Here is a 25,872-nt window from a genome sequence, read left to right on the forward strand (position 1 = left end):
CCATGATTGATTCGCCCCGCGTCTGTGTTCAGGTTCAAAGCGTCTACATTGAGTCCCAATCCACACCGGATGAAGAACGTTTTGTCTTTGCTTATACCGTAACCATTCGCAATCTGGGGCGGATGCCCGTGCAGCTGCTCGGGCGCTACTGGCTTATCACCAACGGCAATGGCCGTGAAATTGAAGTCCAGGGTGAAGGTGTGGTCGGTGAACAACCTCATATCGCCCCTGGCGAAGAGTATCAGTACACCAGCGGCGCGGTAATTGAAACGCCGCTGGGCACCATGCAGGGCCATTACGAAATGGTCGATGCCGACGGTAATGCCTTCCGCATTGCCATTCCCGTATTCCGTCTCGCCGTACCTACACTTATTCATTAATCTAATGTCTACATATCTGATTGGCGACGTTCACGGTTGCTACGATGAACTGATCGCATTATTAAAACAGGTCGACTTTATTCCCGGGCAGGACACGCTCTGGCTCACAGGCGACTTAGTGGCGCGCGGTCCAGGCTCGCTGGACGTCCTCCGCTATGTCAAATCTCTGGGCGACAGCGTGCGGCTGGTGCTGGGCAACCACGATCTGCATTTGCTGGCCGTATACGCCGGGATCAGCCGTAATAAGCCGAAAGATCGTATTACCCCCCTGCTGGAAGCACCGGATGCCGACGAGTTGCTCAACTGGCTACGTCGCCAGCCGCTGCTCCAGATTGACGAAGAGAAAAAACTGGTGATGGCCCATGCCGGCATCACGCCTCAGTGGGATCTTGAGACGGCAAAAACCTGCGCGCGCGACGCGGAAGCGGTGCTGGCGAGCGACTCCTATCCGTTCTTCCTCGATGCGATGTACGGCGACATGCCGAACAACTGGAGTGATGACCTCAGCGGCCTGGCGCGACTGCGTTTTATCACCAATGCGTTTACGCGGATGCGCTACTGCTTCCCGAACGGGCAGCTGGATATGTATTGCAAAGATACGCCGGAAAATGCCCCTGCGCCGCTTAAGCCGTGGTTTGCCATTCCAGGCCCCGTGACGAATGAATACAGCGTGGTATTTGGCCACTGGGCCTCGCTGGAAGGGAAAGGTACGCCGGAAAATATCTATGCGCTGGATACCGGATGCTGCTGGGGTGGGGATTTAACCTGCTTACGCTGGGAAGATAAAACTTACTTTGTGCAGCCATCCAACCGACAGCTGGACTTAGGTGAGGGTGAAGCGGTCGCTTCCTGAGGACGTTTATCCTCTCCCACCGGGAGAGGATAAAACCGTTAACGACGTTCCAGAATTTCGAAGCAGTAGCTGTGTGAGTTTTGCGCATCCGCATCGTGAAACTCGCTGAACACGGACTCCCACTCATCCGGATCGTAATCCGGGAAATGCGTGTCCCCTTCCACTTCCGCATCAATGTGGGTCAGATACAGCTTCTGCGCTTTTGGCAGGAACTGCTCATAAACACGACCGCCGCCGATGACCATGATCTCTTCGGCATCACCGCAGGCGGCAATCGCTTCATCAACGGACTTAACCCACTGAACGCGATCGTCTGTGCCCGGCTGGCTACTGATCACAATATTCTTACGCCCTGGCAATGGACGACCAATCGACTCCCAGGTCAGGCGGCCCATCACTACCGGCTTGTTTAACGTCGTACGTTTAAACCATGCGAGATCGGCAGGCAGGTTCCACGGCATGGCGTTTTCCATGCCGATAACGCGGTCTACCGCCAGCGCTGCAATCAGACTGATCATTGAAAATTTCCCGGATGCAAAAAATTGCCGCCACTATACGGAAAGCTTAATCTTTCGTCGACTGGCGGCAGGGTAAAGAATTAGAAATTTTTTAATATTGCTGGCAACTCCACTTCACGCGGAGGGTTTACTCTCCGGTTCATCTTCCGGATTACCGGTATGTTTGCCCTCTTCCGTTCCTTGCCAGCCGTGGCGCTGAACCAGCGACAGGTGATTACGATCCTCGTTGATGATCTCCGTCAGCATGGTGCTGGTGCGTTTAAACACCGCTGCGCGTTCGGTTGCCGTACTGCTCGCCATCGCCACCATCTCTTCCACCATCTCATGATTAAAACGGCGGAACAGATCGGCACGCTCACGCGCTTCATACGCGCCAAGCCCCAGGCTTTCCAGCGCCATGCGGCCCGATTTGAGCGCCCCTTCGAAGGTTTCACGCTCCGGTGCCGCCACTCCCGCCTGACGCAGCTGGATGTAGTGATCCACGTCGCGCGCACGCGAGATAATCGTCAGGTTCGGGAAGTGCTCTTTGACCAGCTCAACCATCTGCATGCTGGTCTCAGGATCGTCGATGGCGTTAATCAACACCTCGGCCTTCGCCGCGCCGGCGGATTCCAGCAGGTCAACCCGGGTCGCATCGCCGTAAAACACCTTCATATCGAACTTACGCAACGTATCGACATGGTCGGGATCGTGATCGAGGATAACCATTTTCACACCGCTGGAGAGCAGTAAACGGCCAGTGATTTGCCCGAAGCGGCCAAACCCAGCGATGATTACGCGCGGCTGCTCTTCGTCGATCTCGTCGGCTTCTCGCTCCTGTTCGCTTCCCGCTTTTTCCAGACGCGTCAGCAGCACCAGCAGGATCGGCGTTGCGGCCATCGACAGCGCGACCGCCAGCGTCAGGGCTTTTGCCCATTCTGGATCGAGTACGTTGGCCATTTGCGCCGCGCCAAAGACCACGAACGCAAACTCACTCCCCTGCCCCAGCAGCACGGCAAACCAGCGGCGCTGCGGTTTTGGCACGTTTAACGGACGGGCAATCAGCCACAGCATGGTCATTTTTATAACCAGGAAGCCCACCAGCAGAATAATGATGCGCAGCGGATGGGTGACCAGCGTTCCGAAGTCGATAGACATCCCGACGCCGATGAAAAACAGCCCCAGCAGCAGCCCTTTAAACGGCTCGATATCGCTTTCCAGCGCGTGCCGATATTCGGAGCTTGCCAGTAAAACGCCCGCGAGGAAGGCACCCATCGCCATCGACAGCCCGGCCTCTTCCAGCAGCAATCCAAAACCAAACACCAGGAATAACGCAACGGCGCTGAACACTTCGCGCAGGCCAGAGCGCGCAACAAAGCGCAGCAGCGGACGCGTTACGTAGCGGCCCAGCAGGATCACCAGCGCCAGCGCGCCGACAACCTTCAGCGCCGAGAGGGCAAACGCTCCCAGCGTCGTTGACGCGCCGCTGGTTGCCAGCAGCGGGATCATCGCCACCAGCGGGATCGCGGCAATATCCTGGAACAGCAGAACGGAAAAGGCGCTGCGCCCCATTTGCGAGACCGTCAGGTTACGCTCGTTCATTGCCTGCATGGCAATCGCCGTCGAGGAGAGCGCCAGCGTCATGCCGATCAGCTCCGCGACTTTCCACTCCATGCCTAACAAAATGCAGAATCCGCCTAACAACAGGCCGCAGGCCAGCATTTGCAGAGCGCCTCCGCCAAATACCGAGGCGCGCAGCTTCCACAGCCGCTGCGGATCCAGCTCCAGACCAATCACAAACAGCATCAGCACCACGCCGATCTCTGCAAAATGCAGGATCGACTCGGCATCCGTCACCAGGCGGAAACCCCAGGGGCCAATGACACATCCTGCAATCAGATAGCCGAGGACCGATCCCAGCCCCAGACGCACCGCTACCGGCACAATTAATGCCGCCGCGCCGAGGTAAATCAGCGCCTGTATCAGCGTATGGCTATCCATTGTGCGCCTCCTGCCACTCGAGTAAACGTTGTTTGTAGTGACGAGCCTGCGCCTGCAAGGTTTCATCGTCGCAGACAAAGGTACAGTGCATTGCAAAAGGCGGAAGCCAGGTCAGGCCACAGTAAAGGGCGGTAGCCTGAAGCGGCTGCGCCAGCACCTCAAATCCCGGGAAAGCGCCAATCTCAAAGTGGCTTTCACCGCCGCCGGTGGTTACGGCCCACATCAGGCTTTTGCCCTGAAGCGCTTTGCCGTTGTGTCCGTATGCCCAACCGTGCGAGAAGACTTTGTCGATCCACAGTTTCAGCAGCGGTGGCGTGCTGTACCACTGCATCGGATGCTGCCAGACGATCAGATCGGCACGAGAGAGCGCCTCCTGTTCGGCGGCGATATCGATATTAAAATCGGGATAGAGTTGATAGAGGGAACGTATCTCTACGTTTTCGAGCGTCCTTGCCTGCTCAAGCATCCGCTTATTCGCGTGAGAGTGCTGCGGATAAGGGTGCGCATAAATTATCAGAATCATTGAGTAGCCTGTTGTTTTACTGCTTTCTTTTACCAGAAGAGTGTAGACAGTAATTCAACAGGCTAATAGTGAATATTATTGACGGGCTAACGTCAGAAAACTGAATTAGTTATCCAGTTCGCCCATGGATTTCACCTGGTCGCGGTTAATCTGTTCAGTCTGACCGGTTTCGGCGTTTTTGTACGACACCAGCCCGGTATCGTCATCCACCTGCGGTTTCCCGTCGGTGACAATCGTTTTGCCATCGGTGGTTTTTACGGCCTGATTGGACGAACAGCCCGCTACGGTGAACATTGCGGTGGCAGCCAGAACGGAAGCGATCAGTAGTTTATTTTGCATGGTGTTTTCCCCTGCTCTCAGTTGAATTTTCGTTATCGACCTAACCATTTTAGGCTAACTGACTGAAAGCGGATGAAAAACCAGAAGGTTCTTAAGATGGGTAAAGAAAACCGTAGGGCGGGTGAGCGAAGCGCCACCCGCCATTTGCCCGGCGGCGCTTCCGCTTGCCGGGCCTACGCAGATTATTTGCTAATCTGAGCGTGCATTTCCTGCACCGAAATCACCTTCTCGGTGGCGTCCGCATTCAGCGCCATGGCCGTCGCGAAACCGCCGTTCAGGGTGGTGTCGTAGTGCACTTTGTACTGGAGGGCGCTGCGGCGAATCAGCTTGGAGTCTTCAATCGCCTGGCGACCTGCGGTGGTGTTAATGATGTAGGTGTACTCGCCATTCTTGATGCGGTCCTGAATGTGCGGACGACCTTCATGCACTTTGTTCACCAGACGCGGGTTGATACCCGCTTCACCCAGCACAATCGCCGTACCGTGGGTTGCGTCCAGCTCGAAGCCCTGTTTCAGCAACTTGGCGGCCAGGTCAACCACGCGCTCTTTATCGCCTTCGCGAACGGAGAGCAGCGCACGGCCCGATTTTCTCATCGTAGAGCTGCTGCCCAGCTGCGCCTTGGCAAACGCTTCTGCGAAGGTACGGCCCACGCCCATCACTTCCCCGGTAGAGCGCATCTCTGGCCCTAACAGCGGGTCAACGCCCGGGAATTTGTTGAACGGCAGCACCACCTCTTTCACCGAGTAATACGGCGGGATGATTTCTTTGGTGACGCCCTGCTGCGCCAGCGTCTGGCCAGCCATCACGCGCGCCGCCACTTTCGCCAGCGGAATACCGGTTGCTTTAGAGACGAACGGTACGGTACGCGCCGCACGCGGGTTGACTTCAATCAGATAAACTTCGTTGTCTTTCACCGCGAACTGAACGTTCATCAGGCCACGAACCTGCAACTCAAAGGCCAGCTTCTGCACCTGCTGGCGCATCACGTCCTGAATTTCCTGGCTCAGCGTGTAGGCCGGCAGAGAACAGGCGGAGTCACCGGAGTGCACGCCTGCCTGCTCGATATGCTCCATGATGCCGCCAATCAGCACCATTTCGCCGTCGCAGATAGCATCCACGTCCACCTCAACCGCGTCGTCGAGGAAGCGGTCAAGCAGCACTGGCGCATCGTTGGAAACGCTCACCGCCGTCTGGAAGTAGCGGCGCAGGTCGGCTTCGTCGTAGACGATTTCCATCGCGCGGCCGCCCAGCACGTAGGACGGGCGCACCACCAGCGGGTAGCCAATCTCTTTCGCCTTCTCAACGGCCATTTCAATGGCGGTCACGGTGGCGTTCGCCGGCTGTTTCAGCTTGAGACGGTCAACCGCCTGCTGGAAACGCTCACGGTCTTCCGCGCGGTCAATCGCGTCCGGGCTGGTGCCGATAACCGGCACGCCTGCGGCTTCCAGCGCGCGTGCCAGCTTCAGCGGAGTCTGGCCGCCGTACTGCACGATCACGCCTTTTGGCTTCTCGATGCGCACGATTTCCAGCACGTCTTCCAGGGTTACCGGCTCGAAGTAGAGGCGGTCGGAGGTGTCGTAGTCGGTCGACACGGTTTCCGGGTTACAGTTGACCATGATGGTCTCGTAACCGTCTTCGCGCAGCGCCAGCGAGGCGTGTACGCAGCAGTAATCGAACTCGATGCCCTGGCCGATACGGTTTGGACCGCCGCCCAGCACCATGATCTTGTCGCGGTCAACGGACGGGTTCGCCTCGCACTCGTCTTCATAAGTGGAGTACATGTACGCGGTATCGGTCGAGAACTCTGCCGCACAGGTGTCCACACGCTTGTAAACCGGGTGCAGGTCATACTGGTCGCGCAGCTTGCGGATTTCCGCTTCACGCACGCCCGCCAGTTTAGCCAGACGCGCATCGGCGAAGCCTTTACGCTTCAGCATGCGCAGGAAGTCTGCGTCCAGGCCGTTGATGCCCAGCTCCGCCACTTTCTCTTCCAGACGCACCAGCTCTTCAATCTGCACCAGGAACCAGCGGTCGATGTTAGTCAGGTTAAATACGCCATCCACGGACAGGCCCGCGCGGAAGGCATCGGCGATGTACCAGATACGCTCTGCGCCCGCGTCTTTCAGCTCGCGGCGAATTTTGGTCAGCGCTTCAGGGTCGTCCAGGCTCACTTTCGGGTCAAAGCCGGTGGCGCCCACTTCCAGGCCGCGCAGCGCTTTTTGCAGGGATTCCTGCTGCGTGCGGCCAATCGCCATCACTTCACCCACAGATTTCATCTGGGTCGTCAGACGGTCGTTCGCGCCGGCGAATTTCTCGAAGTTGAAGCGTGGAATTTTGGTCACAACGTAGTCGATAGACGGCTCGAAGGAGGCTGGCGTGCGGCCACCGGTGATGTCGTTCATCAGCTCGTCGAGGGTATAACCCACCGCCAGCTTCGCCGCCACTTTCGCAATCGGGAAGCCGGTGGCTTTAGAGGCCAGCGCGGAGGAACGGGACACGCGCGGGTTCATTTCGATAACGATCAGACGACCGGTTTTCGGGTTCACCGAGAACTGCACGTTAGAGCCGCCGGTTTCCACGCCAATTTCACGCAGTACCGCCATCGAGGCGTTACGCATGATTTGATATTCTTTGTCGGTCAGCGTCTGGGCTGGCGCAACGGTGATGGAGTCGCCGGTGTGGATCCCCATCGCATCGAAGTTTTCGATGGAGCAGACGATGATGCAGTTGTCGTTTTTATCACGCACCACTTCCATCTCGTACTCTTTCCAGCCAATCAGCGATTCATCAATCAGCAGCTCTTTGGTTGGGGAGAGATCCAGGCCGCGCTCGCAAATCTCTTCAAACTCTTCGCGGTTGTAGGCGATACCGCCGCCGGTGCCGCCCATGGTGAAGGAAGGACGGATGATGCACGGATACCCCACTTCAGCCGCAACGGCCAGCGCTTCTTCCATATTGTGTGCGATACCGGAACGCGCGGTGTCGAGGCCGATTTTTTTCATCGCCACGTCGAAGCGGCGACGGTCTTCAGCTTTATCAATCGCGTCGGCGGTTGCACCGATCATGGTCACGCCGAACTCTTCCAGCACGCCCTGACGCTCCAGCTCCAGCGCGCAGTTCAGCGCCGTCTGGCCGCCCATGGTTGGCAGCACCGCGTCCGGACGCTCTTTCTCGATGATTTTGCGTACCACTTCCCAGTGAATTGGCTCGATGTAAGTCGCATCCGCCATTTCCGGGTCGGTCATGATGGTGGCCGGGTTAGAGTTCACCAGGATAACGCGGTAACCCTCTTCGCGCAGGGCTTTACATGCCTGCGCGCCGGAGTAGTCAAATTCACAGGCCTGGCCGATCACGATCGGGCCAGCGCCAAGGATCAGGATGCTTTTTATGTCTGTACGTTTTGGCATGGTCTTCTCAGCTCCTGATTATTTAGCGGTCTTACGGTATTGCTCGATAAGTTCGATGAAGTGATCGAACAGCGGCGCGGCATCGTGCGGGCCCGGGCTGGCTTCAGGGTGGCCCTGGAAGCTGAACGCAGGCTTATCGGTGCGATGGATACCCTGCAAGGTGCCATCGAACAGGGATTTGTGCGTCACGCGCAGGTTAGCGGGCATCGAGGCTTCGTCGACGGCAAAGCCGTGGTTCTGCGCGGTAATCATCACCGTGTTGTTGTCGATGTCTTTCACCGGGTGGTTCCCACCGTGGTGGCCAAACTTCATCTTCACGGTGTTCGCTCCGCTGGCCAGCGCCAGCAGCTGATGGCCGAGGCAGATGCCGAATACCGGGATATCGGTTTCGAGGAAGGACTTGATGGCGTCGATAGCGTAATCGCACGGCGCCGGGTCGCCTGGGCCGTTAGAAAGGAAGATGCCGTCCGGGTTCATCTTCAGCACGTCTTCAGCGGACGTTTGCGCCGGAACCACCGTCAGGCGGCAGCCGCGGTCAACCAGCATACGCAGGATGTTGCGCTTGGCACCAAAATCGTAGGCCACCACGTGGAACGGCAGTTCGTTCTCTTTTTTCGCTTCCGGCAGGTCGCCTTCCAGCGTCCAGCTCCCCTGCGTCCAGCTGTAGGCTTCCGCCGTGGTCACTTCTTTCGCCAGGTCCATACCGTTCAGGCCCGGGAAGGCTTTCGCTTTTTCCAGCGCCAGCGTCGCGTCGAGGTTATCCCCTGCGATGATGCAGCCGTTCTGTGCACCCTTCTCACGCAGCAGACGCGTCAGCTTGCGGGTATCGATATCGGCAATCGCCACAATGTTATGGCGCTTCAGGTAAGAAGAGAGGTCTTCGGTGTTGCGGAAGTTGCTGGCAATCAGCGGCAGGTCACGAATGACCATGCCTTGCGCATGTACCTGAGAGGATTCTTCGTCAGCCGCATTGGTGCCGACATTGCCGATATGAGGATAAGTAAGAGTAACGATTTGGCGAGAATAGGAAGGATCAGTGAGGATTTCTTGATAACCGGTCATTGAAGTATTGAAAACGACTTCCCCAACCGCCGAACCCGTTGCCCCTATGGCCCGACCGATAAACTGGGTTCCGTCTTCCAGAACCAATAGCGCTGACTTAATCAAAACACCCTCCAGAGAATATTCACTCACTTTATTTGCATATTAATTCATAACCACGTCATGAATCAATGCAAATGTGTTGCCAGCGGATTTTTGGCAAACGGCGGCATTCTGGGGATTTGGCATGTAAAAGTCAACTTAAAACGGGTATTTTGTTTATTCTTTTGCAGGACTGGCGGCTTGAATGGGATTTAAAGGGCAAAAAGATCAGGTAAATCATCCTGGGAAACGCTTGCGCGGCAGGTTTTTTGGAATTTTAGAGGCTGGAGTGATAAAAAGTGGACCAAATGGTCAAAATTTACATTCAATTCACAGAATAATGGCGTAAAACTCAGCTTTATAACCATTAAAAACCAAATTTCATCTAAAACAGGCAAAATAAGAGGGCAATAAATTATTGCCCTTTGCAATCAACACATTACGACTGCAATAACCACATCACGATGGGTAATAACGCTTATAAATTAGTGAGATCAAGCACATCTCGCATATCAAAAAGACCCTTTTCTTTCGATTTCAGCCACAACGCGGAGCGTACTGCGCCATTGGCGAACGTCATGCGGCTTGACGCTTTGTGCGTAATCTCAACGCGTTCGCCAATATCGGCGAACATCGCCGTGTGTTCGCCGACGATATCGCCCGCCCGGACGGTTGCGAAACCGATGGTGCCCGGCACGCGTTCTCCGGTATGCCCTTCACGGGAATAGACTGCGATGTCTTTTAAATCTTTATCCATTGCATAAGCAATCGCTTCGCCCATCGCCAGCGCCGTGCCTGATGGAGCATCAACTTTATGACGGTGGTGCGCTTCAATAATCTCAATGTCGGTGTAGTCGCCCATCACCTTCGCCGCCTTTTCCAGCAGCTTCAGCATGACGTTAACGCCTACGCTAAAGTTCGCGGCAAAGACAATCGCAATGTCGGTGGCGGCATCCTGAATGGCCTGTTTACCCGCATCATCGAAGCCAGTGGTGCCAATCACCATCCCCTTACCGTGCTGGCGGCAAAACGCCAGGTGAGTCAGCGTACCTTCCGGACGGGTAAAGTCGATGAACACGTCGAAGTCATCTTTCACCGCATCAAGGCTGCTCTGAACGGTAACGCCTGTCTTGCCCGCGCCGGCCAGTTCACCCGCATCGGATCCCAGCAGGGATGAACCTTCACGCTCCAGCGCCGCGCCGAGTGCCACGCCTTCCATTTGTATTGCCGCCTGAATCAGCTGGCGACCCATACGTCCACCCGCGCCCGCAATGGCGACACGGATCTGTGCATCATGCATAGTTATTCTCTTACGTTAAAATGATGTAAACCGTTTTCAGATTAACCAGCCTTCGTAAAGGCTGCCAACTGAAAACACCAATAATTAGAATTTAACGTGAAACCGACTCAGATATCAGTAAAAGACATGATTTTGTCGTCACGATAAAGTCCGGGGCAAAAAAAAGGCCAGCACAGGAGGTGCTGGCCTTTCATCAGAAAAGAAGTTATTCCACTTCGCGGGCGTCGATTCGCAGCTCTTTCGGCACTTCGAAGACGATATTCTCCTCGCGGCCTTCGAGCGGAACGGCTTCACCACCGCCCAGCTCTTGCAGGCGGGCAATGACGTTTTGCACGAGGATATCCGGCGCAGAAGCCCCTGCGGTGACGCCGACGCAGGCCGCGTTTTTAACCCACGCTTCCTGTATGTCCGTTGCGTCGTCGATTAAAAACGCCGCCTTGCCCATTCGCTGTGCCAGTTCGGCCAGACGGTTAGAGTTAGAGGAGTTTTTTGAACCGACCACCAGCACCACGTCCGCCTGTTCCGCCAGCGCGCGCACCGCTTCCTGACGGTTAGTGGTGGCGTAGCAGATATCATCCTTACGCGGCCCGACGATTTTCGGAAAGCGCTGGCGCAGGGCGTCAATCACGTCTGAGGTGTCGTCTACGGAGAGCGTGGTCTGGGTCATAAACGACAGACGCGCTTCGTTTTTCACGTTCAGCGTCAGGACATCTTCCGGCGACTCAACCAGATACATCCCCCCTTCCGGGTTGCTGTACTGGCCCATGGTACCCTCGACTTCCGGGTGACCGGCGTGACCAATCAGGATCGACTCTTCACCGCGACGGCTGGCGCGCGCCACTTCCATATGCACTTTGGTGACCAGCGGACAGGTGGCGTCGAAGACGGTCAGATCGCGGCTTTTGGCTTCGTTACGCACGGCCTGCGATACGCCGTGCGCGGAGAAGATCAGGATAGCGCCGTCCGGCACTTCGCTGATTTGCTCGATGAAAATCGCCCCGCGCTCGCGCAGGCTGTCGACCACGTAGCGGTTGTGTACCACTTCATGACGCACGTAAATCGGCGCGCCGTAAATTTCCAGCGCGTTTTCAACAATGCTGATAGCGCGGTCTACACCGGCGCAAAAACCGCGCGGGTTAGCCAACAGGATCTGCATTTCAGGCCTCCAGTGCCGGATCGATCTCCAGCACTTCTACATCAAAATGAACGGTACGCCCGGCTAGCGGATGGTTGAAGTCAACGGTGATGGAGTCCCCGTTGATTTCGCGGATCACGCCAGGCATTTCGCTGCCGTCCATAGCGGTAAAGAGCATAATCGCTCCGATTTCCGGCTCGCCCGCATCCATAAACTCACGGCGCGAGAAGTACTGAATCAGATCCGGGCTTGGCACGCCAAATGCCGCGTCCGGCTCCAGCGAAAACGCCTTTGTCTCGCCCTCTTTCAGACCCAGAAGCTGCTGCTCAAGGCCTTCAGACAGGGAGGTATCGCCCAGACGAAACAGCGCCGGTTTGCCGTTATTGCGGGTGGATTCAGCCGTGGAGCCGTCATCCAGCTTCAGCGTGAAGTGAACGAGTACCGCGCTGTTGCTCTGTACGGATTTAGACATGCAAATTGCTCGCTTGTTTTGCCCGGTGGCGCTGCGCTTACCGGGCCTACATTAACCGTAGACCGGGATCGCTAGCGTCACCCGGCTGGTTTGGTTACGCCTGCTCTTTCGCCGCCGGTTTAGGCAAGAAGCCTTCCAGCACGATTAACGCCGCACCGATGCAAATTGCGCTATCGGCGAGGTTAAAGGTCGCGAAGTGCCAGTTGCCGACGTAGAAGTCGATCATATCGACCACAAAGCCGTGCCACAGGCGGTCAAACAGGTTGCCCAGCGCGCCGCCAATGATCAGCGCGTAGGCGATGTTATTCAGCTTTTGCGTTGCTTTCGAACGGTACATCAGCACCGCCAGCACAACGCAGATACCCATTGCGATACCTGCGAAGAACCAGCGCTGCCAGCCACCGCTGTCGGCCAGGAAACTAAACGCCGCGCCGTAGTTGCGGGCGTAGTGCAGGTTAAGCGACGGGAACAGCGAGACCGTATCCCCCAGAGCAAAGTTCTGGAGGATCAGGAACTTGCTGCCCAGATCGATAATCAGCACCACCACCACCAGCCACAGCCAGCGCAGTCCTGTGGAACAGAGAGTTTTACTCATCAGGCAAACTTACGTTTTTCGCCGTCACCGGCGACGTTGCTTACACAGCGTCCGCAGATGTCTGCGTGTTCCGCCACCTGACCGACATCGGTAGTGTAATGCCAGCAACGCGGGCATTTCTCACCGTCGGCTTTGCTCAGTGCGACCTTCAGTCCTTTGAGCAGTTCGCTCTGCTGAGCATCAGCAGACGCGTCAGCATAATCCGCAACTTTCGCACCGGAGGTCAACAGGACAAATCGCAATTCATCGCCCAGCGCCGTCAGCTTCGCCGCCAGCTCCGGTTCGGCGTACAGGGTTACTGCCGCTTCCAGAGAGCCGCCGACTTTCTTGTCAGCACGCGCCTGCTCGATAACCTTGTTCACTTCGCCACGTACTTTCAGCAGCTCGTCCCAGAAGGCATCGTTCATCGCTTCGGTGCTGGAGAGATCGAACAGACCTTCGTACCACTCGCCGGTGAAGACATACTTCTCACGCTCGCCTGGCAGGTAACCCCAGATTTCATCGGCGGTGAAGGACATGATCGGCGCCATCCAGCGCACCAGCGCTTCTGCGATATGGTACAGCGCAGACTGACAGCTGCGGCGCGCCACGCTGTCCGCTTTCGCGGTGTACTGACGGTCTTTGATGATGTCGAGGTAGAACGAGCCCATCTCGATGGAGCAGAAGCGCATCAGGCGCTGCACCACTTCGTGGAAATCGTAAGACTCGTACGCTTTCAGGATGTCTTCCTGCGCCGCTTTCGCGCAGCCTACCGCCCAGCGATCGAGCACGACCATCTCTTCCGGCTTCACCATGTCTTTTACCGGATCGAACCCGTTGAGGTTCGCCAGCAGGAAGCGCGCGGTGTTACGGATACGACGATAGCTGTCGGCAGCACGTTTCAGGATCTCGTCAGACACCGCCATTTCGCCGGTGTAGTCGGTAGAGGCTACCCACAGACGCAGGATGTCCGCGCCCAGCTTGTTCATTACGTCCTGCGGCGAAACGGTGTTACCGATGGACTTGGACATCTTACGGCCCTGGCCATCCACGGTGAAGCCGTGGGTCAGTACCTGACGGTAAGGCGCTTTGCCCTTCATGGCGGTGGAGATCATCAGCGATGACATGAACCAGCCGCGGTGTTGGTCGGAGCCTTCGAGATACATGTCGGCAGCGTGACCGGCGAACTCAGGGCGCACGTCAACCACGGAGGCGTGGGTTGAACCGGAGTCGAACCACACGTCCAGGGTATCCGGCACTTTCTCGTAGTTATCCGCGTCCGCGCCCAGGATGTCGCGGGCGTCGAGATCCCACCACGCCTGAATGCCGTCAACTTCAACGCGCTTCGCCACTTCTTCCATCAGTTCCAGGGTATTCGGATGCAGTTCCTGCGTCTCTTTGTGCACGAACAGCGACATCGGCACGCCCCAGGTACGCTGGCGGGAGATACACCAGTCAGGACGGTTAGCCACCATGGATTCGATACGCGCCTGACCCCAGTCCGGGATCCACTGCACGCCCTTGATCTCTTTCAGGGACTGCTCGCGCAGGCCTTTCTGATCCATGCTGACGAACCACTGCGGCGTCGCACGGAAGATGATCGGCGTCTTGTGACGCCAGCAGCACGGATAGCTGTGCTGCATTTTTTCAACGTGCAGCAGCGCACCGCGCTCACGCAGCATCTCAACGATGATGTCGTTGGCTTTAAAGACGTTGATACCGTCCAGCGCCGGGTAGGTGCCAGGCAGGTAAGACCCGTCCGGGCCAACCGGGTTGGCGATTTCCAGACCGTATTTCAGGCTGATGTTGTAATCGTCAGGACCGTGACCGCCAGCGGTATGCACCGCACCGGTACCCGCGTCCAGCGTAACGTGGTCGCCCAGGATCGCCGGAACGTCGAAGTCCAGGAACGGGTGTTTGAAGCGCATCAGCTCCAGCGCGTCGCCTTTCACGGTGCCCAGCACGGTGTAGTTGGTGATGTTCGCGCGCTTCAGCACGCTTTCTACCAGATCTTTCGCCAGGATAACCGCGCGGCCGTCAACCTGCACCAGCGCGTATTCGAACTCGCCGGAGAGAGAGATTGCGCGGTTCGCCGGCAGGGTCCACGGGGTGGTGGTCCAGATCACCAGCGAGATCGGGCCGCTTACGCCAGGCAGACCGAATTTAGCTTTGATCGCATCCTGATCGACCGCTTCGAAAGCCACGTCGATAGAAGGAGACGTTTTGTCGTAATACTCCACTTCGGCTTCTGCCAGCGCAGAGCGGCAGTCCACGCACCAGTGCACCGGCTTAGCGCCTTTGTGCAGGTGACCGTTACCGATGATTTTGCCCAGCGCCCGGATGATGTTGGCTTCGGTTTTGAAGTCCATGGTCAGGTACGGGTGCGACCAGTCGCCCAGCACGCCCAGACGGATAAAGTCTGCGCGCTGGCCGTCAACCTGGGTGGCAGCATATTCGCGGCATTTCGCGCGGAACTCAGCGGCGGTGAACTTCTCGCCTGGCTTGCCGTACTCTTGCTCAACTTTCAGCTCGATTGGCAGGCCGTGGCAGTCCCAACCCGGAACGTAAGGCGAGTCATATCCCGCGAGTCCTTTGGACTTCACGATAATGTCTTTCAGAATCTTGTTTACAGAGTGACCAATATGAATGCTGCCATTCGCATATGGAGGGCCATCGTGCAGAATGAAGGTTTTTTTGCCTTTTTTGGCTGCACGAATGATGCCGTACAGGTCATCATCGGTCCAACGCGCCAGCATTCCCGGTTCGCGCTTGGCGAGATCGCCGCGCATCGGGAACCCTGTTTCCGGCAAATTCAGGGTTGATTTATAGTCACTCATCAGATTCTCGGTTCCGTATTTATCACGTAGGCAGTTAAGCCGGTTCTAAAGCCCAAAAAACTCGCGGGCCGTCAATTCATCTCGCGCGATTTGCGCCTTAAGCTCGTCCAGCGAAGCGAATCGCTGTTCATTGCGTATTTTTTTACGCAGTATCACATCTATATGGCGACCGTAGAGGTCCATTACAACGTCCAGCAGGTGTACTTCTAACTGTTGACGCACACCGGCAACCGTTGGACGCGTGCCAATGTTGGCGACGCCGTAGAAAGGCTTCTCGCCCAGTCCTGTCACTTCCACCGCATATACCCCTTTAACCGGGGAGACCTGACGACGCAGCGGTATGTTCGCCGTCGGGAAACCTATCGTGCGGCCCAGCGCATCGCCATGGACCACGCGACCTGAAATCGTGAACGGGTGGCCCAGCAGCGTTTCTGCCGTGTCCAGATCATCGTTCGCCAGCGCCTGGCGTACCGCCGTGCTGCTGACGCGTACGCCGCCCTCGCAGAAGGTCATCGTACTGGTGACGTCAAACCCGTACTCCAGACCAGCCTTCTGTAATAACAAGAAATCGCCCTGACGACCAGCGCCAAAGCGGAAATCATCCCCTACCGCGAGGAACTGCACGCCAAGCTGCCTGACCAGCAGATCGCTAACAAAGTTTTGTGCGGTCAGCGCGGCAAAGCGACGGTCGAAACGTACGCACAGGACGTAGTCCACGCCGGACTCCGCCAGATAGCGTAACTTCTCGCGCAGGCGGGTCAGCCGTGCGGGGGATTTCTCACCCGCAAACAGCTCCAGCGGCTGAGGCTCGAAAATCATCACCACGACGGGCAGGCCTCGCGCCTCGCCTTCTTTACGCAATCCCTGCAACAGCGCCTGATGCCCACGATGCACGCCGTCGAAATTACCAATGGTCAGCACGCACCCGCGCGGGGCTTGACTGAGATTATGTATGCCGCGTATCAGCTTCATGACTGGCTCAAAACAGTGAAAATCGCCAAAGTATACCTTGTACAGCGGTTAAGGTTAACCGGCGATTGTTCACGCGAAACAGAAAGCCGTATGATTTCATCACGCTGACCTTTCACAGCAAAAAAATCTGCCCGCGAACAGCGTTTTTTACGCCGAAAAGCTGTATTCACGAACGACAAGCTGGTAGAATCCTGCGCCATCACTACGTAACGTAGCGTCGCCACATTAACGGCGCTTATTTGCACAAATCCATTGACAAAAGAAGGTATAGAGGGCATATTCCTCGGCCTTTGAATTGTCCACATAGATCATATTTGGGAGTTGGACCTTGGCTAATATCAAATCAGCTAAGAAACGTGCCGTTCAGTCTGAAAAGGCTCGTAAGCACAATGCAAGCCGTCGCTCTATGATGCGTACTTTCATCAAGAAAGTATACGCAGCAATCGAAGCTGGCGACAAAGCTGCAGCGCAGAACGCATTTAACGAAATGCAACCAATCGTGGATCGTCAGGCTGCTAAAGGTCTGATCCACAAAAACAAAGCAGCGCGTCATAAAGCAAACCTGACCGCGCAGATCAACAAACTGGCTTAATCGCCACTTGTTGTTGCTTGTTTGAAAGAACCCGCTTAACGCGGGTTTTTTTATGTCTTCAGATTGCCGGTGGCGTAAACAGCGCCGAGTAGTCCCGGTTGCAGATACGCTGCACCGCCGGGTGCTGAATCATCCTTTCGGCGAATATGGCGTGATACTCTTCCATCACGTTTTCCACCCTGCCAATCTCAGTAATCTTGTCGTCTGAATAGAGATCGTGCGCGTACAGCGTCGGGGCAACGAAGATCGCATTATGCGCTTCGCCAAAGGCCTTCATCAGCGCGGCATCGTCAAACTCACCGAGGATTTCCACGTTCAACCCCTGGGAGTTAAACCAGTTCAGCAGCTTACGTCCGAGCATTGACCGTCTTCCCGGCACCAGCAAACGGCGCTCTTCCAGGCAGGCCGGAAACGGTTTTTCCGGTGGCGGATTGATGCACCAGAAGCTGACGCCGCATTCGCCAATTTTCACCGAGAACAAGCCTTCCTGCTGGGTGGAGTCGATGGGGCAATCCGAGATAATCATATCCAGCTTATGCTGGCTCAGCTGTTCCAGCAGCATCTCGTGGGTGGACTCAAAGCAGCGTAAATGAATCTGTTCATCTTCCACCACCGCCGCATCCAGCACGCCGCTTACCAGCCGTTTGGATAGCGCATCCGCCACGCCCACGTCAAAGAGCAGGTTAGACTCTTTGCGATAGTTAACGATATCCAGCATCTCCTGGCTCAGGGTGAACATCTTGTCCGCGTAACGGAACACCAGCTCACCCAGCTCGCTCGGCTCAATGCCACGCCCTTTCCGCTTAAAAAGCTTGCCCTGCAAGCGCTCTTCCAGGGCTTTGATTTGCCCGGTAATGGTCTGTGGCGTCAGGTAGAGCGCCTCAGCGGCTCCCACGACCGAGCCCTGCTTGTAGACATGCCAGAAGTAATAGAGATGGTTGTAGTTCAAATGAGACATCGCGTTTTCACTCCCTGATAGTTTATCGGGAGAAGGCTTCCCTCCTCCCGGTTTCCCGTTATGCCTGGACAGCCTGTCCGGACAACTTCACCTTCAACAAGGTATAGCCGATAACCGCGGCCAGCAGCGACCCGATAAGAATGCCGAGTTTCGCCCAGACGATAAGCTCAGGCGCGCTTGCGCCAAACGCCAGCGTCGAGATAAAGATCGACATGGTGAATCCAATACCGCACAGCACCCCGACGGCCATAATCTGACTAAAGGTGGTCCCGTTTGGCAATGACGCCAGCTTAAGCTTCAGCGCCAGCCAGCAGAACAGGCTGATGCCCAGCGGCTTACCGATAAACAGACCGGCGATAATACCCAGCGGCAGCACGGAGGTGAGGCCGTCCAAAGTCACCCCTTCTAGGGAAACGCCCGCATTAGCAAACGCAAACAGCGGCAGGATCATAAAGCCTACCCACGGGTGAAGCACGTGCTCTAACTGTCTGGCAGGCGATTTGCCGTCCTGCTCCTTCAGTGGGATAAAGAAACCAACGATGACGCCCGCCAGCGTGGCGTGCACGCCGGATTTCAGCACCGCCGTCCACAGCACCATTCCCACCAGGATATAAATGCCCGTGCGTCGGACGTTGAAGACGTTCAGCAACGCCAGCACCGCGATAGCCACGGCCGCCACGCTCAGCGACAGAACGGACAGATCGCTGGTGTAGAACAGCGCGATAATCACGATAGCGCCCAGGTCATCGATAATCGCCAGCGCCATCAGGAAAATTTTCAGTGCTACCGGGACGCGGCTACCGAGCAAGGCTAATACCCCGAGCGCAAACGCGATATCCGTTGCGGCCGGGATCGCCCAGCCGTCGCGCGCAACCGGATCCTGCCACGTGAACGCGAGGAAGAGCAGCGCCGGCACGATCATCCCGCCAATCGCCGCGATCGCAGGGAACGCCGCGCGCTGACGGCTGGCAAGCGAGCCGCTCACCAGCTCACGTTTGACCTCCAGGCCCACCAGCAGGAAAAATACCGCCATCAGCGCATCGTTGATCCACAGCAGCATGTTTTTGTTGATTTCCAGCGCCCCGACCTTCAGCTCGACGGGCGTTTCCAGAAATGCGTGATAGAGATCGCGCGTCATACCCATATTGGCGAGCAGCATGGCGGCCGCAGCAGCAATAATCAGGATGACGCCGCCGGATGCCTCACTGCTAAAGAAACGGTGTAGTAATTTCACGTTAATTCTCTCTTTTACAACAATACCTCGGTAAAACCATAATATCAGCGCAAACAGATCGGTAAAAACAGATTAATATTGGGTATGGATTCAGTTTAACCGAGCAATAACGCTGTAAAGAAAAAGCCCGGAATCGCTTCCGGGCTTTAAAGGATAGTAACCAGCTTGCGGGTTAGCGGGTTAAATCATCGAAGAATTTTTTGACGCCATCGAAGAAGCTTTTGGAGCGCGGGCTGTTTTTCTCACCCGTCGGGCCGCCAAAACTTTCCTGAAGCTCTTTCAGCAGCTGTTTCTGCTTGTCGTTCAGGCCAACTGGCGTTTCGACTACCACGCGGCATAGCAGGTCGCCCTGCGCGCCACCGCGAACGGATTTAACGCCTTTGCCGCGCATGCGGAACAGCTTGCCGGTCTGTGTTTCGCCCGGCACCTTCAGGTTCACGCGACCGTCCAGCGTCGGCACTTCGATTTCGCCGCCCAGCGCCGCCATCGCGAAGTTGATCGGCACTTCGCAGTACAGGTTGTTGCCTTCACGCTCGAAAATGGCGTGCTGCTTCACCTGAACCTGAACGTACAGATCGCCTGCCGGTGCGCCGTGCTCGCCCGCTTCGCCTTCGCCTGCCAGACGGATGCGGTCGCCCGTATCGACGCCTGCCGGGATCTTAACGGACAGGGTTTTGGTTTTCTCAACGCGACCGTGGCCGTGACACTTGTTGCACGGATCTTTGATCAGCGTACCGCGACCGTGACAGTGCGGACACGCCTGCTGCACCGCGAAGAAGCCCTGGCGCATCTGCACCTGACCGGAACCGTGACAGGTTGGACAGGTTTGTGGCTGAGTCCCCGCTTTCGCGCCGCTGCCGTGGCAAACGTCACACTCTTCCAGCGTCGGAATACGGATTTCTTTGGTGACGCCGCGAACCGCTTCCTCCAGCGTCAGCTCCATGTTGTAGCGCAGGTCTGCGCCGCGCGCCGCGCGCTGGCGACCACGACCGCCGCCGAAGATATCGCCGAATACATCACCAAAGATATCGCTGAAATCAGCGCCGCCGCCGAAGCCGCCGCCACCAAATCCACCGCCGCCCATGCCGCCCTGTTCAAAGGCCGCGTGACCATACTGGTCATAAGCCGCGCGTTTTTGCGCGTCGGTCAGGACTTCGTAGGCTTCTTTAATCTCTTTAAATTTGGCTTCAGCCTCTTTATCACCCTGATTGCGGTCTGGATGATATTTCATGGCCAGGCGCTTATACGCCTTTTTGATTTCACGCTCTTCCGCAGTTTTCGGAACGCCTAAAATCTCGTAATAGTCTTGCTTTGCCATTGGTTTTTTTAAGCCCCTTAACATGCGAGCACGGGCGTGGAGAATTCTCCTACGCCCGTGCCGATTAATTACCCTGCATCAGGGCGATTATTTTTTATCTTTCACTTCTTCGAACTCAGCGTCGACAACGTCGTCGTCTTTCGCGTTGTTCGCCGAAGCATCAGCGCCCGCCTGCTGCTGTGCGTGCTGCTGCTGAGCGATTTCCATCAGTTTCTGAGAAACCTGTGCCAGCTCCTGCATCTTCGCTTCAATGTCCGCTTTGTCTTCGCCTTTCAGAGACGTTTCCAGCGCGCTCAGTGCAGTTTCGATCGCAGTTTTGTCTTCCGCTGGCAGTTTATCGCCCGCTTCTTCAACCTGCTTACGGGTGCTGTGCAGCAGATGGTCACCCTGGTTACGGGTCTGAACCAGCTCTTCGAACTTACGGTCGGATTCCGCGTTAGCTTCGGCATCACGAACCATTTTTTCGATTTCCGCTTCGTTCAGGCCAGAAGATGCCTTGATGGTGATCTTCTGCTCTTTACCGCTGTTTTTGTCTTTCGCAGACACGTGCAGGATACCGTCAGCATCGATGTCGAAGGTAACTTCGATCTGTGGCATACCGCGTGGTGCCGGGCTGATACCGTCCAGGTTGAACTGACCCAGAGATTTGTTATCTGCCGCACGCTTACGCTCACCCTGAATCACATGGATGGTTACCGCAGACTGGTTGTCTTCAGCGGTAGAGAACACCTGGCTGTGTTTCGTCGGGATAGTGGTGTTTTTGTTGATGAGCGGAGTCATCACGCCACCCATGGTTTCGATACCCAGAGACAGCGGGGTAACGTCCAGCAGCAGTACGTCTTTCACTTCACCGGTCAATACACCGCCCTGAACCGCAGCACCGATAGCTACCGCTTCGTCCGGGTTCACGTCTTTACGTGGCTCTTTACCAAAGAATTCAGCCACTTTCTTCTGAACCATTGGCATACGGGTCTGACCACCTACCAGGATAACGTCCTGGATGTCAGACACGGACAGGCCAGCGTCCTGCAATGCAACTTTCAGTGGCTCGATAGAACGGTTCACCAGGTCTTCTACCAGGCTTTCCAGTTTCGCACGGGTCACTTTGATGTTCATGTGTTTAGGACCGGTCGCGTCTGCGGTGATGTACGGCAGGTTCACGTCGGTCTGCTGAGCGGAAGACAGTTCGATCTTCGCTTTCTCAGCGGCTTCTTTCAGGCGCTGCATCGCCAGCGGGTCGTTACGCAGGTCAATGCCCTGATCTTTCTTGAACTCGTCAACGAGGTAGTTGATCAGACGGGTATCGAAGTCTTCACCACCCAGGTGGGTATCACCGTTGGTTGCCAGAACTTCGAAGGTTTTTTCGCCGTCAACGTCGTCGATTTCGATAATAGAAATATCGAAAGTACCACCACCAAGGTCGTACACCGCGATAGTACGGTTGCCGACTTCTTTATCCAGACCGTAAGCCAGCGCCGCTGCGGTTGGTTCGTTGATGATACGTTTTACTTCCAGACCTGCGATACGGCCAGCATCTTTGGTTGCCTGACGCTGAGCATCGTTGAAGTAAGCAGGTACGGTGATAACAGCTTCAGTTACCGGTTCGCCCAGGTAATCTTCTGCGGTTTTCTTCATTTTCTTCAGCACTTCAGCAGAGATCTGCGGAGGTGCAGTTTTGGTGCCTTTCACATCAAGCCATGCATCGCCGTTATCGGCTGCGATGATTTTGTAAGGCATGATGGAAACGTCACGCTGAACTTCTTCGTCCTGGAAGCGGCGGCCAATCAGGCGTTTGATCGCAAACAGGGTATTTTGCGGGTTTGTCACTGCCTGACGTTTAGCCGGCTGACCAACCAGAGTTTCACCATCCTGGGTATAAGCAATGATAGAAGGCGTGGTGCGATCGCCCTCAGCGTTCTCCAGCACGCGTGCAGTAGTGCCATCCATAATCGCTACACAAGAGTTGGTAGTACCCAGGTCGATACCAATAATTTTACCCATCTAAACGTCTCCACTAAAAATTCAGTCAACATGTGGTTGTGTACCTGTAATAAGGGCAGAACGTGCTTTTTCAACTGCCCAGATTTGATTTTTTTCAGGTCCACACACTGCGGTTGCTTACAAGATGGGGTCGCAACGTCATCCATCAAGGGGGAGACATAAAAAATTTTTAATTTCACCCTGATGAGATCATAGACGGCGCCGATTACGACTATGTTTACGCCACCTTGACAAAAGTTTCACTGGCATCACAAAACGAACAATTGTTGATACCACTTAGACGATGACGCCCTCACCCCTGCTGATATTTGGTAAACATTAAGAGCAACTATTACTAACGGGGGAAAACTGCCTGACCAATCTGACTTTTCGTTATGGATATTTTTCATAGATGGCAAAACAAAACGGGAGAGATACTCCTGATGATTTTCAGCGGAGCATTAATACGATAGAACACCTTAGGCTTTGAGGCTTCGTTTTGTAACAAATTTGTCCACTTTTGAAAGTTTGGGTTATGTCATAAGCGGTGTAGCATGAGCAAATAACCATAGTAAATCCAGGGACAGATGATGAAAATGGTACTGCCAGTTAATGGCTATAGTTCGGCAACAGGGTTCATGGAGGCCTTAGAGGGCACTGAGGGAGATACTCACTGGCTGATGAAGAAGGCCGAACACTGGCATGGTGGAATCCATCTTTATGACAGTTTTGCGGCTAATGCTGTATTTAAACCCGGCAGCCATGGTCTGAAATGCATGACTGATGGTCAGGTGGTCGCCTGGCGATTAAATGATGATTACCAGACCGCTCCGTTTAAAAAGAAGATACTTAAATTCAGCACCACCTTTGTTCTCATCAAATCAACCTGTACCCCAGATAAAGACAGACCCGATAACTCACTGGACTTCTATACGCTGTGGATGCAAATAGCCCCGCTTTCTGAGTATGGTGTTACGGACACACCGACTGCCACCGTGACCGCCAGCGCATTGAAAATCCGTCAGGACAACACATTTTCAGGCTGGATGCGTAACGGAATGTCCCAGGGGATAAACGTTCCCCGCGATGCATTGCATCACTATGAAGCTCCACAGGACACGCATACTACATTACCGCGCGGTTCAGTCGTGGAGATTGAACAAGAGGCGATTTTTATTCTTAACGGCAAACCGGCTCCATTCATTTTCATTACTGTTGTGTCAGTCCCCGAAGGAGCTAAAACCGGATTATCTGTCGGAGAGTCTGGCTGGATTTCTGGGCTGGATAAGTTTGTTAAGAGGCAAGACATTACATTACCAGCGTGGATGCAGGAAGCCCGTAAACATGACGTATTCAATCAGGTCGTGACGGTATCCGGGGAAGATGCACTTCCGATTAAGGCCGGGGATGTTATAGGTCACCTTAGCCTGAAAGAACAACCGTATGGCAATCCTCAGTATTTTTGTCATCTGGAATTATTCAGCCAGGATGCACGAATGAAGGATTTTCTGACAAATAAGGCTGGCGTAACGAGAGGAGTCGCAGAACTGCACACTCTGGCGGATAAAATGCGCTGGCAGCATCGTGACAGAGATAATTCCTTTGTCGTGGCTGGTGTCGGCGGTGACCCTTCGCCAACAACAGCAGAGCGTTACACTCCCGAAACTCAGTGCCGCCGACTGGAGGCCGACGGAAAAACCTGGTATTACATTCCCGGCGAGCTGGCATGGATGGCGGCGGAAGATGTGGAAAGAGCAAATCAATTTGATCTTGAAAAAAGAGGATTTATACCTCTGGAACAGGAGGACGCCCCACAGAGCATTTTCCAGACCCCGAGAGAAAGCTGGCTACGACAAACGTTCGGACGACTTGAAGAATTAGCCAGGGGAGAAACACGGGATATGTATTCCTCCAGCTACACCGAAAAGTATCAGAAGTTGCTTAAACAGATGGATTCAAACCAGGATGGTGTAATCGATGCTGGTGAACTGTGGCGGTTTCTGCACAACCGTCAGCCACATATCCGGTATCAGGTACAGCGCCTGGTGGTGAAGCACCACAGCGAATGGCTTAAAGATGGCACATCAGCTCTTTGGCAGGCAGCGCTTGATGAGCAGGCAAAGAAATATCCTGATCTGGCACTATTCAACCGTGACTTCATCAATAAACTGGTGTGGATGAAGGACGTACCAGAGATCCGTAGCAGTGAGGCTCTGTGGCATATGCATCCGGTGGTGTTCCTTGATGCGCTAAAAATGCAGTCTCGAAGAGGTGTAATCAGACCCCGAAATGTCCAAGACTTTCTGGACATGGCTTCGGATTCAGCAGAACAAGCCGCTGCTAAATGGGGAGTACCAGCTTCCGTGTTACTCGCACAATCAGCTTTGGAATCCGGCTGGGGGAAACATGTCAAAAAAAATGCATACTTTGGCATTAAAGGCAAATCACCAACTGGAAACAGTACGTCATTTGGCACAACAGAAGTCATCGACGGCAAGGTAATTCATATTAAAGATACTTTTCGTGCATACGCAGATTACGCGGAGTCGGCTGATGACTACGGTCGTTTTTTGAACGAAAACAAACGATATAAACCCGCATTCATTCACACGACTGAGCCAAACCAATTCATCACTGAAATAGCTAAAGCTGGCTATGCAACTGATCCTGATTATGCACCAAAACTTATCCGTCTTATGGAGCGATATGATTTATATGAATTTGATAAATAAAATATTTTTTATATCTTCAGTTTGTTACAGCCTCTCTGCGCTTGGCTCGGAAAAAGATGAAATGGTGCTAAAGGCATATGATGCTATCCATGATAACCGCCTAACGTCAGTCAAGGGTGAGTGCCTGGAATTTGATGTTGATGATAGTAATGATGGTTATATTCTAATCCCTATTCGCGAGAATCATTCAAAGCCACAATGCGGCGGCGATACTGGAACATCAGCAAAATTATTTGACCTACGCATAAGGAAATTTGATGGTCGAATTTACACAAACCAAGGAAGTGATCCAGATGATTTTAGAGCATTGCCTTCCCCGAATTCAAAATGCAGTGACGCTAATAAAATGGCAGTTGCAATGCAGGAAAAAACACCGCTTGAAGATTTAATCTATGTTATTAAAAATGCTGGGAGAACATATATTTACAGCGCACCAGATGAAAGCTGTAAGATTAAAGATCTCTTTTTAGTGCAAGGGGACTTGGTCAACGCTAATGCCGATTATAACGGGTTTTCCTCAATCATCTATTTCAAAAGAAATGGAGCTTCTGTGTCCGGTTGGATTCATTCTGACACTCTTACCCCCACAAAGACAGGTATTGGTACAAAAAAACAGTAACGAGGG

Annotated in this window: 21 protein-coding genes and 1 pseudogene; 5 read left to right on the forward strand and 17 right to left on the reverse strand. The window is 54.8% G+C overall.

Annotated elements, in window-relative coordinates; genetic code table 11:
- Positions 1–2: 2 nt before the first annotated feature.
- Positions 3–380 (forward strand): Co2+/Mg2+ efflux protein ApaG, encoded by a 378-nt coding sequence (gene apaG, locus INF58_RS01625; protein ID WP_003856425.1) that lies wholly within the window; start codon positions 3–5, stop codon positions 378–380.
- A gap of 4 nt (positions 381–384) precedes the next feature.
- Positions 385–1,233, forward strand: coding sequence for a bis(5'-nucleosyl)-tetraphosphatase (symmetrical) ApaH (gene apaH / locus INF58_RS01630; RefSeq protein ID WP_063450689.1), 849 nt, complete (start codon positions 385–387; stop codon positions 1,231–1,233).
- A 38-nt stretch (positions 1,234–1,271) separates the two neighbouring features.
- Here the strand turns inward: apaH and folA are convergent, their stop codons facing one another.
- The 13 genes and pseudogenes from folA to INF58_RS21055 all read right to left on the reverse strand — a co-directional run.
- Complete coding sequence (folA, locus tag INF58_RS01635) at positions 1,272–1,751, reverse strand: type 3 dihydrofolate reductase (RefSeq protein ID WP_003856431.1); 480 nt, start codon at positions 1,749–1,751, stop codon at positions 1,272–1,274.
- Between the two features lie 114 nt (positions 1,752–1,865).
- Positions 1,866–3,731, reverse strand: a complete 1,866-nt coding sequence (gene kefC, locus INF58_RS01640) for a glutathione-regulated potassium-efflux system protein KefC (RefSeq protein ID WP_107534672.1) — start codon at positions 3,729–3,731, stop codon at positions 1,866–1,868.
- Positions 3,724–4,254, reverse strand: coding sequence for a glutathione-regulated potassium-efflux system oxidoreductase KefF (kefF, locus tag INF58_RS01645; RefSeq protein WP_063867430.1), 531 nt, complete (start codon positions 4,252–4,254; stop codon positions 3,724–3,726). Before kefF ends, kefC begins: the two co-directional genes overlap by 8 nt.
- 105 nt (positions 4,255–4,359) lie before the next feature.
- Positions 4,360–4,593: a YgdI/YgdR family lipoprotein gene (locus INF58_RS01650; protein ID WP_003856439.1), complete on the reverse strand. Its 234-nt coding sequence runs from the start codon at positions 4,591–4,593 to the stop codon at positions 4,360–4,362.
- 182 nt (positions 4,594–4,775) lie between these two features.
- Positions 4,776–8,000 (reverse strand): carbamoyl-phosphate synthase large subunit, encoded by a 3,225-nt coding sequence (gene carB / locus INF58_RS01655; protein ID WP_023315370.1) that lies wholly within the window; start codon positions 7,998–8,000, stop codon positions 4,776–4,778.
- 18 nt (positions 8,001–8,018) lie between these two features.
- Positions 8,019–9,167 carry a glutamine-hydrolyzing carbamoyl-phosphate synthase small subunit gene (gene carA, locus INF58_RS01660; RefSeq protein ID WP_193526860.1) on the reverse strand — a complete coding sequence of 383 codons (1,149 nt, stop codon included), beginning with the start codon at positions 9,165–9,167 and terminating at the stop codon, positions 8,019–8,021.
- 454 nt (positions 9,168–9,621) lie between these two features.
- Entirely contained in the window at positions 9,622–10,443 is an 822-nt protein-coding gene (gene dapB / locus INF58_RS01665; protein ID WP_064910144.1) for a 4-hydroxy-tetrahydrodipicolinate reductase, read from the reverse strand.
- 205 nt (positions 10,444–10,648) lie between these two features.
- Complete coding sequence (ispH, locus tag INF58_RS01670) at positions 10,649–11,599, reverse strand: 4-hydroxy-3-methylbut-2-enyl diphosphate reductase (RefSeq protein WP_028015471.1); 951 nt, start codon at positions 11,597–11,599, stop codon at positions 10,649–10,651.
- A 1-nt stretch (position 11,600) separates the two neighbouring features.
- Positions 11,601–12,050: an FKBP-type peptidyl-prolyl cis-trans isomerase gene (gene fkpB / locus INF58_RS01675; protein ID WP_063867427.1), complete on the reverse strand. Its 450-nt coding sequence runs from the start codon at positions 12,048–12,050 to the stop codon at positions 11,601–11,603.
- 94 nt (positions 12,051–12,144) lie between these two features.
- The gene (gene lspA / locus INF58_RS01680; protein ID WP_193526861.1) at positions 12,145–12,645 is read right to left on the reverse strand and encodes a signal peptidase II; all 501 of its coding nucleotides are present in this window, start codon (positions 12,643–12,645) and stop codon (positions 12,145–12,147) included.
- Positions 12,645–15,461, reverse strand: a complete 2,817-nt coding sequence (gene ileS, locus INF58_RS01685; protein WP_131636661.1) for an isoleucine--tRNA ligase — start codon at positions 15,459–15,461, stop codon at positions 12,645–12,647. The genes lspA and ileS overlap by 1 nt, the downstream gene beginning before the upstream one ends.
- 45 nt (positions 15,462–15,506) lie before the next feature.
- Positions 15,507–16,433, reverse strand: a complete 927-nt coding sequence (gene ribF, locus INF58_RS01690; protein ID WP_193033815.1) for a bifunctional riboflavin kinase/FAD synthetase — start codon at positions 16,431–16,433, stop codon at positions 15,507–15,509.
- A 7-nt stretch (positions 16,434–16,440) separates the two neighbouring features.
- Positions 16,441–16,646, reverse strand: a pseudogene (locus tag INF58_RS21055) (DUF2575 domain-containing protein); the annotation flags it as partial.
- A 115-nt stretch (positions 16,647–16,761) separates the two neighbouring features.
- Here INF58_RS21055 and rpsT point away from each other — a divergent pair.
- Positions 16,762–17,025 (forward strand): 30S ribosomal protein S20, encoded by a 264-nt coding sequence (rpsT, locus tag INF58_RS01695; protein WP_003856458.1) that lies wholly within the window; start codon positions 16,762–16,764, stop codon positions 17,023–17,025.
- 58 nt (positions 17,026–17,083) lie between these two features.
- Here the strand turns inward: rpsT and nhaR are convergent, their stop codons facing one another.
- From nhaR to dnaK, 4 genes are all read right to left on the reverse strand, one after another.
- Positions 17,084–17,983, reverse strand: coding sequence for a transcriptional activator NhaR (nhaR, locus tag INF58_RS01700; protein ID WP_063450696.1), 900 nt, complete (start codon positions 17,981–17,983; stop codon positions 17,084–17,086).
- A 58-nt stretch (positions 17,984–18,041) separates the two neighbouring features.
- Positions 18,042–19,217 (reverse strand): Na+/H+ antiporter NhaA, encoded by a 1,176-nt coding sequence (gene nhaA, locus INF58_RS01705; protein WP_193526862.1) that lies wholly within the window; start codon positions 19,215–19,217, stop codon positions 18,042–18,044.
- Between the two features lie 172 nt (positions 19,218–19,389).
- Positions 19,390–20,535, reverse strand: coding sequence for a molecular chaperone DnaJ (dnaJ, locus tag INF58_RS01710; RefSeq protein ID WP_063450698.1), 1,146 nt, complete (start codon positions 20,533–20,535; stop codon positions 19,390–19,392).
- 87 nt (positions 20,536–20,622) lie between these two features.
- Entirely contained in the window at positions 20,623–22,536 is a 1,914-nt protein-coding gene (gene dnaK / locus INF58_RS01715; RefSeq protein WP_063450699.1) for a molecular chaperone DnaK, read from the reverse strand.
- A 566-nt stretch (positions 22,537–23,102) separates the two neighbouring features.
- Between dnaK and INF58_RS01720 the strand changes: the two genes are divergently transcribed.
- Positions 23,103–25,247, forward strand: coding sequence for a glucosaminidase domain-containing protein (locus tag INF58_RS01720; RefSeq protein WP_193526863.1), 2,145 nt, complete (start codon positions 23,103–23,105; stop codon positions 25,245–25,247).
- Positions 25,222–25,866 (forward strand): hypothetical protein, encoded by a 645-nt coding sequence (locus tag INF58_RS01725; RefSeq protein ID WP_193526864.1) that lies wholly within the window; start codon positions 25,222–25,224, stop codon positions 25,864–25,866. The genes INF58_RS01720 and INF58_RS01725 overlap by 26 nt, the downstream gene beginning before the upstream one ends.
- Positions 25,867–25,872 lie beyond the last annotated feature (6 nt).

This window comes from Enterobacter cloacae complex sp. P24RS, assembly GCF_014982165.1.
Taxonomy (GTDB): Bacteria; Pseudomonadota; Gammaproteobacteria; order Enterobacterales; family Enterobacteriaceae; genus Enterobacter; species Enterobacter quasihormaechei.

What these genes read in the sequence shown, in the direction of transcription:
- dnaJ (WP_063450698.1), bottom strand. Translation starts at nt 20,535, where the DNA reads ATGGCAAAGCAAGACTATTACGAGATTTTAGGCGTTCCGAAAACTGCG.
- ispH (WP_028015471.1), bottom strand. Translation starts at nt 11,599, where the DNA reads ATGCAGATCCTGTTGGCTAACCCGCGCGGTTTTTGCGCCGGTGTAGAC.
- ribF (WP_193033815.1), bottom strand. Translation starts at nt 16,433, where the DNA reads ATGAAGCTGATACGCGGCATACATAATCTCAGTCAAGCCCCGCGCGGG.
- fkpB (WP_063867427.1), bottom strand. Translation starts at nt 12,050, where the DNA reads ATGTCTAAATCCGTACAGAGCAACAGCGCGGTACTCGTTCACTTCACG.
- INF58_RS01720 (WP_193526863.1), top strand. Translation starts at nt 23,103, where the DNA reads ATGATGAAAATGGTACTGCCAGTTAATGGCTATAGTTCGGCAACAGGG.
- nhaR (WP_063450696.1), bottom strand. Translation starts at nt 17,983, where the DNA reads ATGTCTCATTTGAACTACAACCATCTCTATTACTTCTGGCATGTCTAC.
- dapB (WP_064910144.1), bottom strand. Translation starts at nt 10,443, where the DNA reads ATGCATGATGCACAGATCCGTGTCGCCATTGCGGGCGCGGGTGGACGT.
- ileS (WP_131636661.1), bottom strand. Translation starts at nt 15,461, where the DNA reads ATGAGTGACTATAAATCAACCCTGAATTTGCCGGAAACAGGGTTCCCG.
- apaG (WP_003856425.1), top strand. Translation starts at nt 3, where the DNA reads ATGATTGATTCGCCCCGCGTCTGTGTTCAGGTTCAAAGCGTCTACATT.
- folA (WP_003856431.1), bottom strand. Translation starts at nt 1,751, where the DNA reads ATGATCAGTCTGATTGCAGCGCTGGCGGTAGACCGCGTTATCGGCATG.
- INF58_RS01650 (WP_003856439.1), bottom strand. Translation starts at nt 4,593, where the DNA reads ATGCAAAATAAACTACTGATCGCTTCCGTTCTGGCTGCCACCGCAATG.
- carB (WP_023315370.1), bottom strand. Translation starts at nt 8,000, where the DNA reads ATGCCAAAACGTACAGACATAAAAAGCATCCTGATCCTTGGCGCTGGC.
- dnaK (WP_063450699.1), bottom strand. Translation starts at nt 22,536, where the DNA reads ATGGGTAAAATTATTGGTATCGACCTGGGTACTACCAACTCTTGTGTA.
- lspA (WP_193526861.1), bottom strand. Translation starts at nt 12,645, where the DNA reads ATGAGTAAAACTCTCTGTTCCACAGGACTGCGCTGGCTGTGGCTGGTG.
- kefC (WP_107534672.1), bottom strand. Translation starts at nt 3,731, where the DNA reads ATGGATAGCCATACGCTGATACAGGCGCTGATTTACCTCGGCGCGGCG.
- INF58_RS01725 (WP_193526864.1), top strand. Translation starts at nt 25,222, where the DNA reads ATGATTTATATGAATTTGATAAATAAAATATTTTTTATATCTTCAGTT.
- apaH (WP_063450689.1), top strand. Translation starts at nt 385, where the DNA reads ATGTCTACATATCTGATTGGCGACGTTCACGGTTGCTACGATGAACTG.
- kefF (WP_063867430.1), bottom strand. Translation starts at nt 4,254, where the DNA reads ATGATTCTGATAATTTATGCGCACCCTTATCCGCAGCACTCTCACGCG.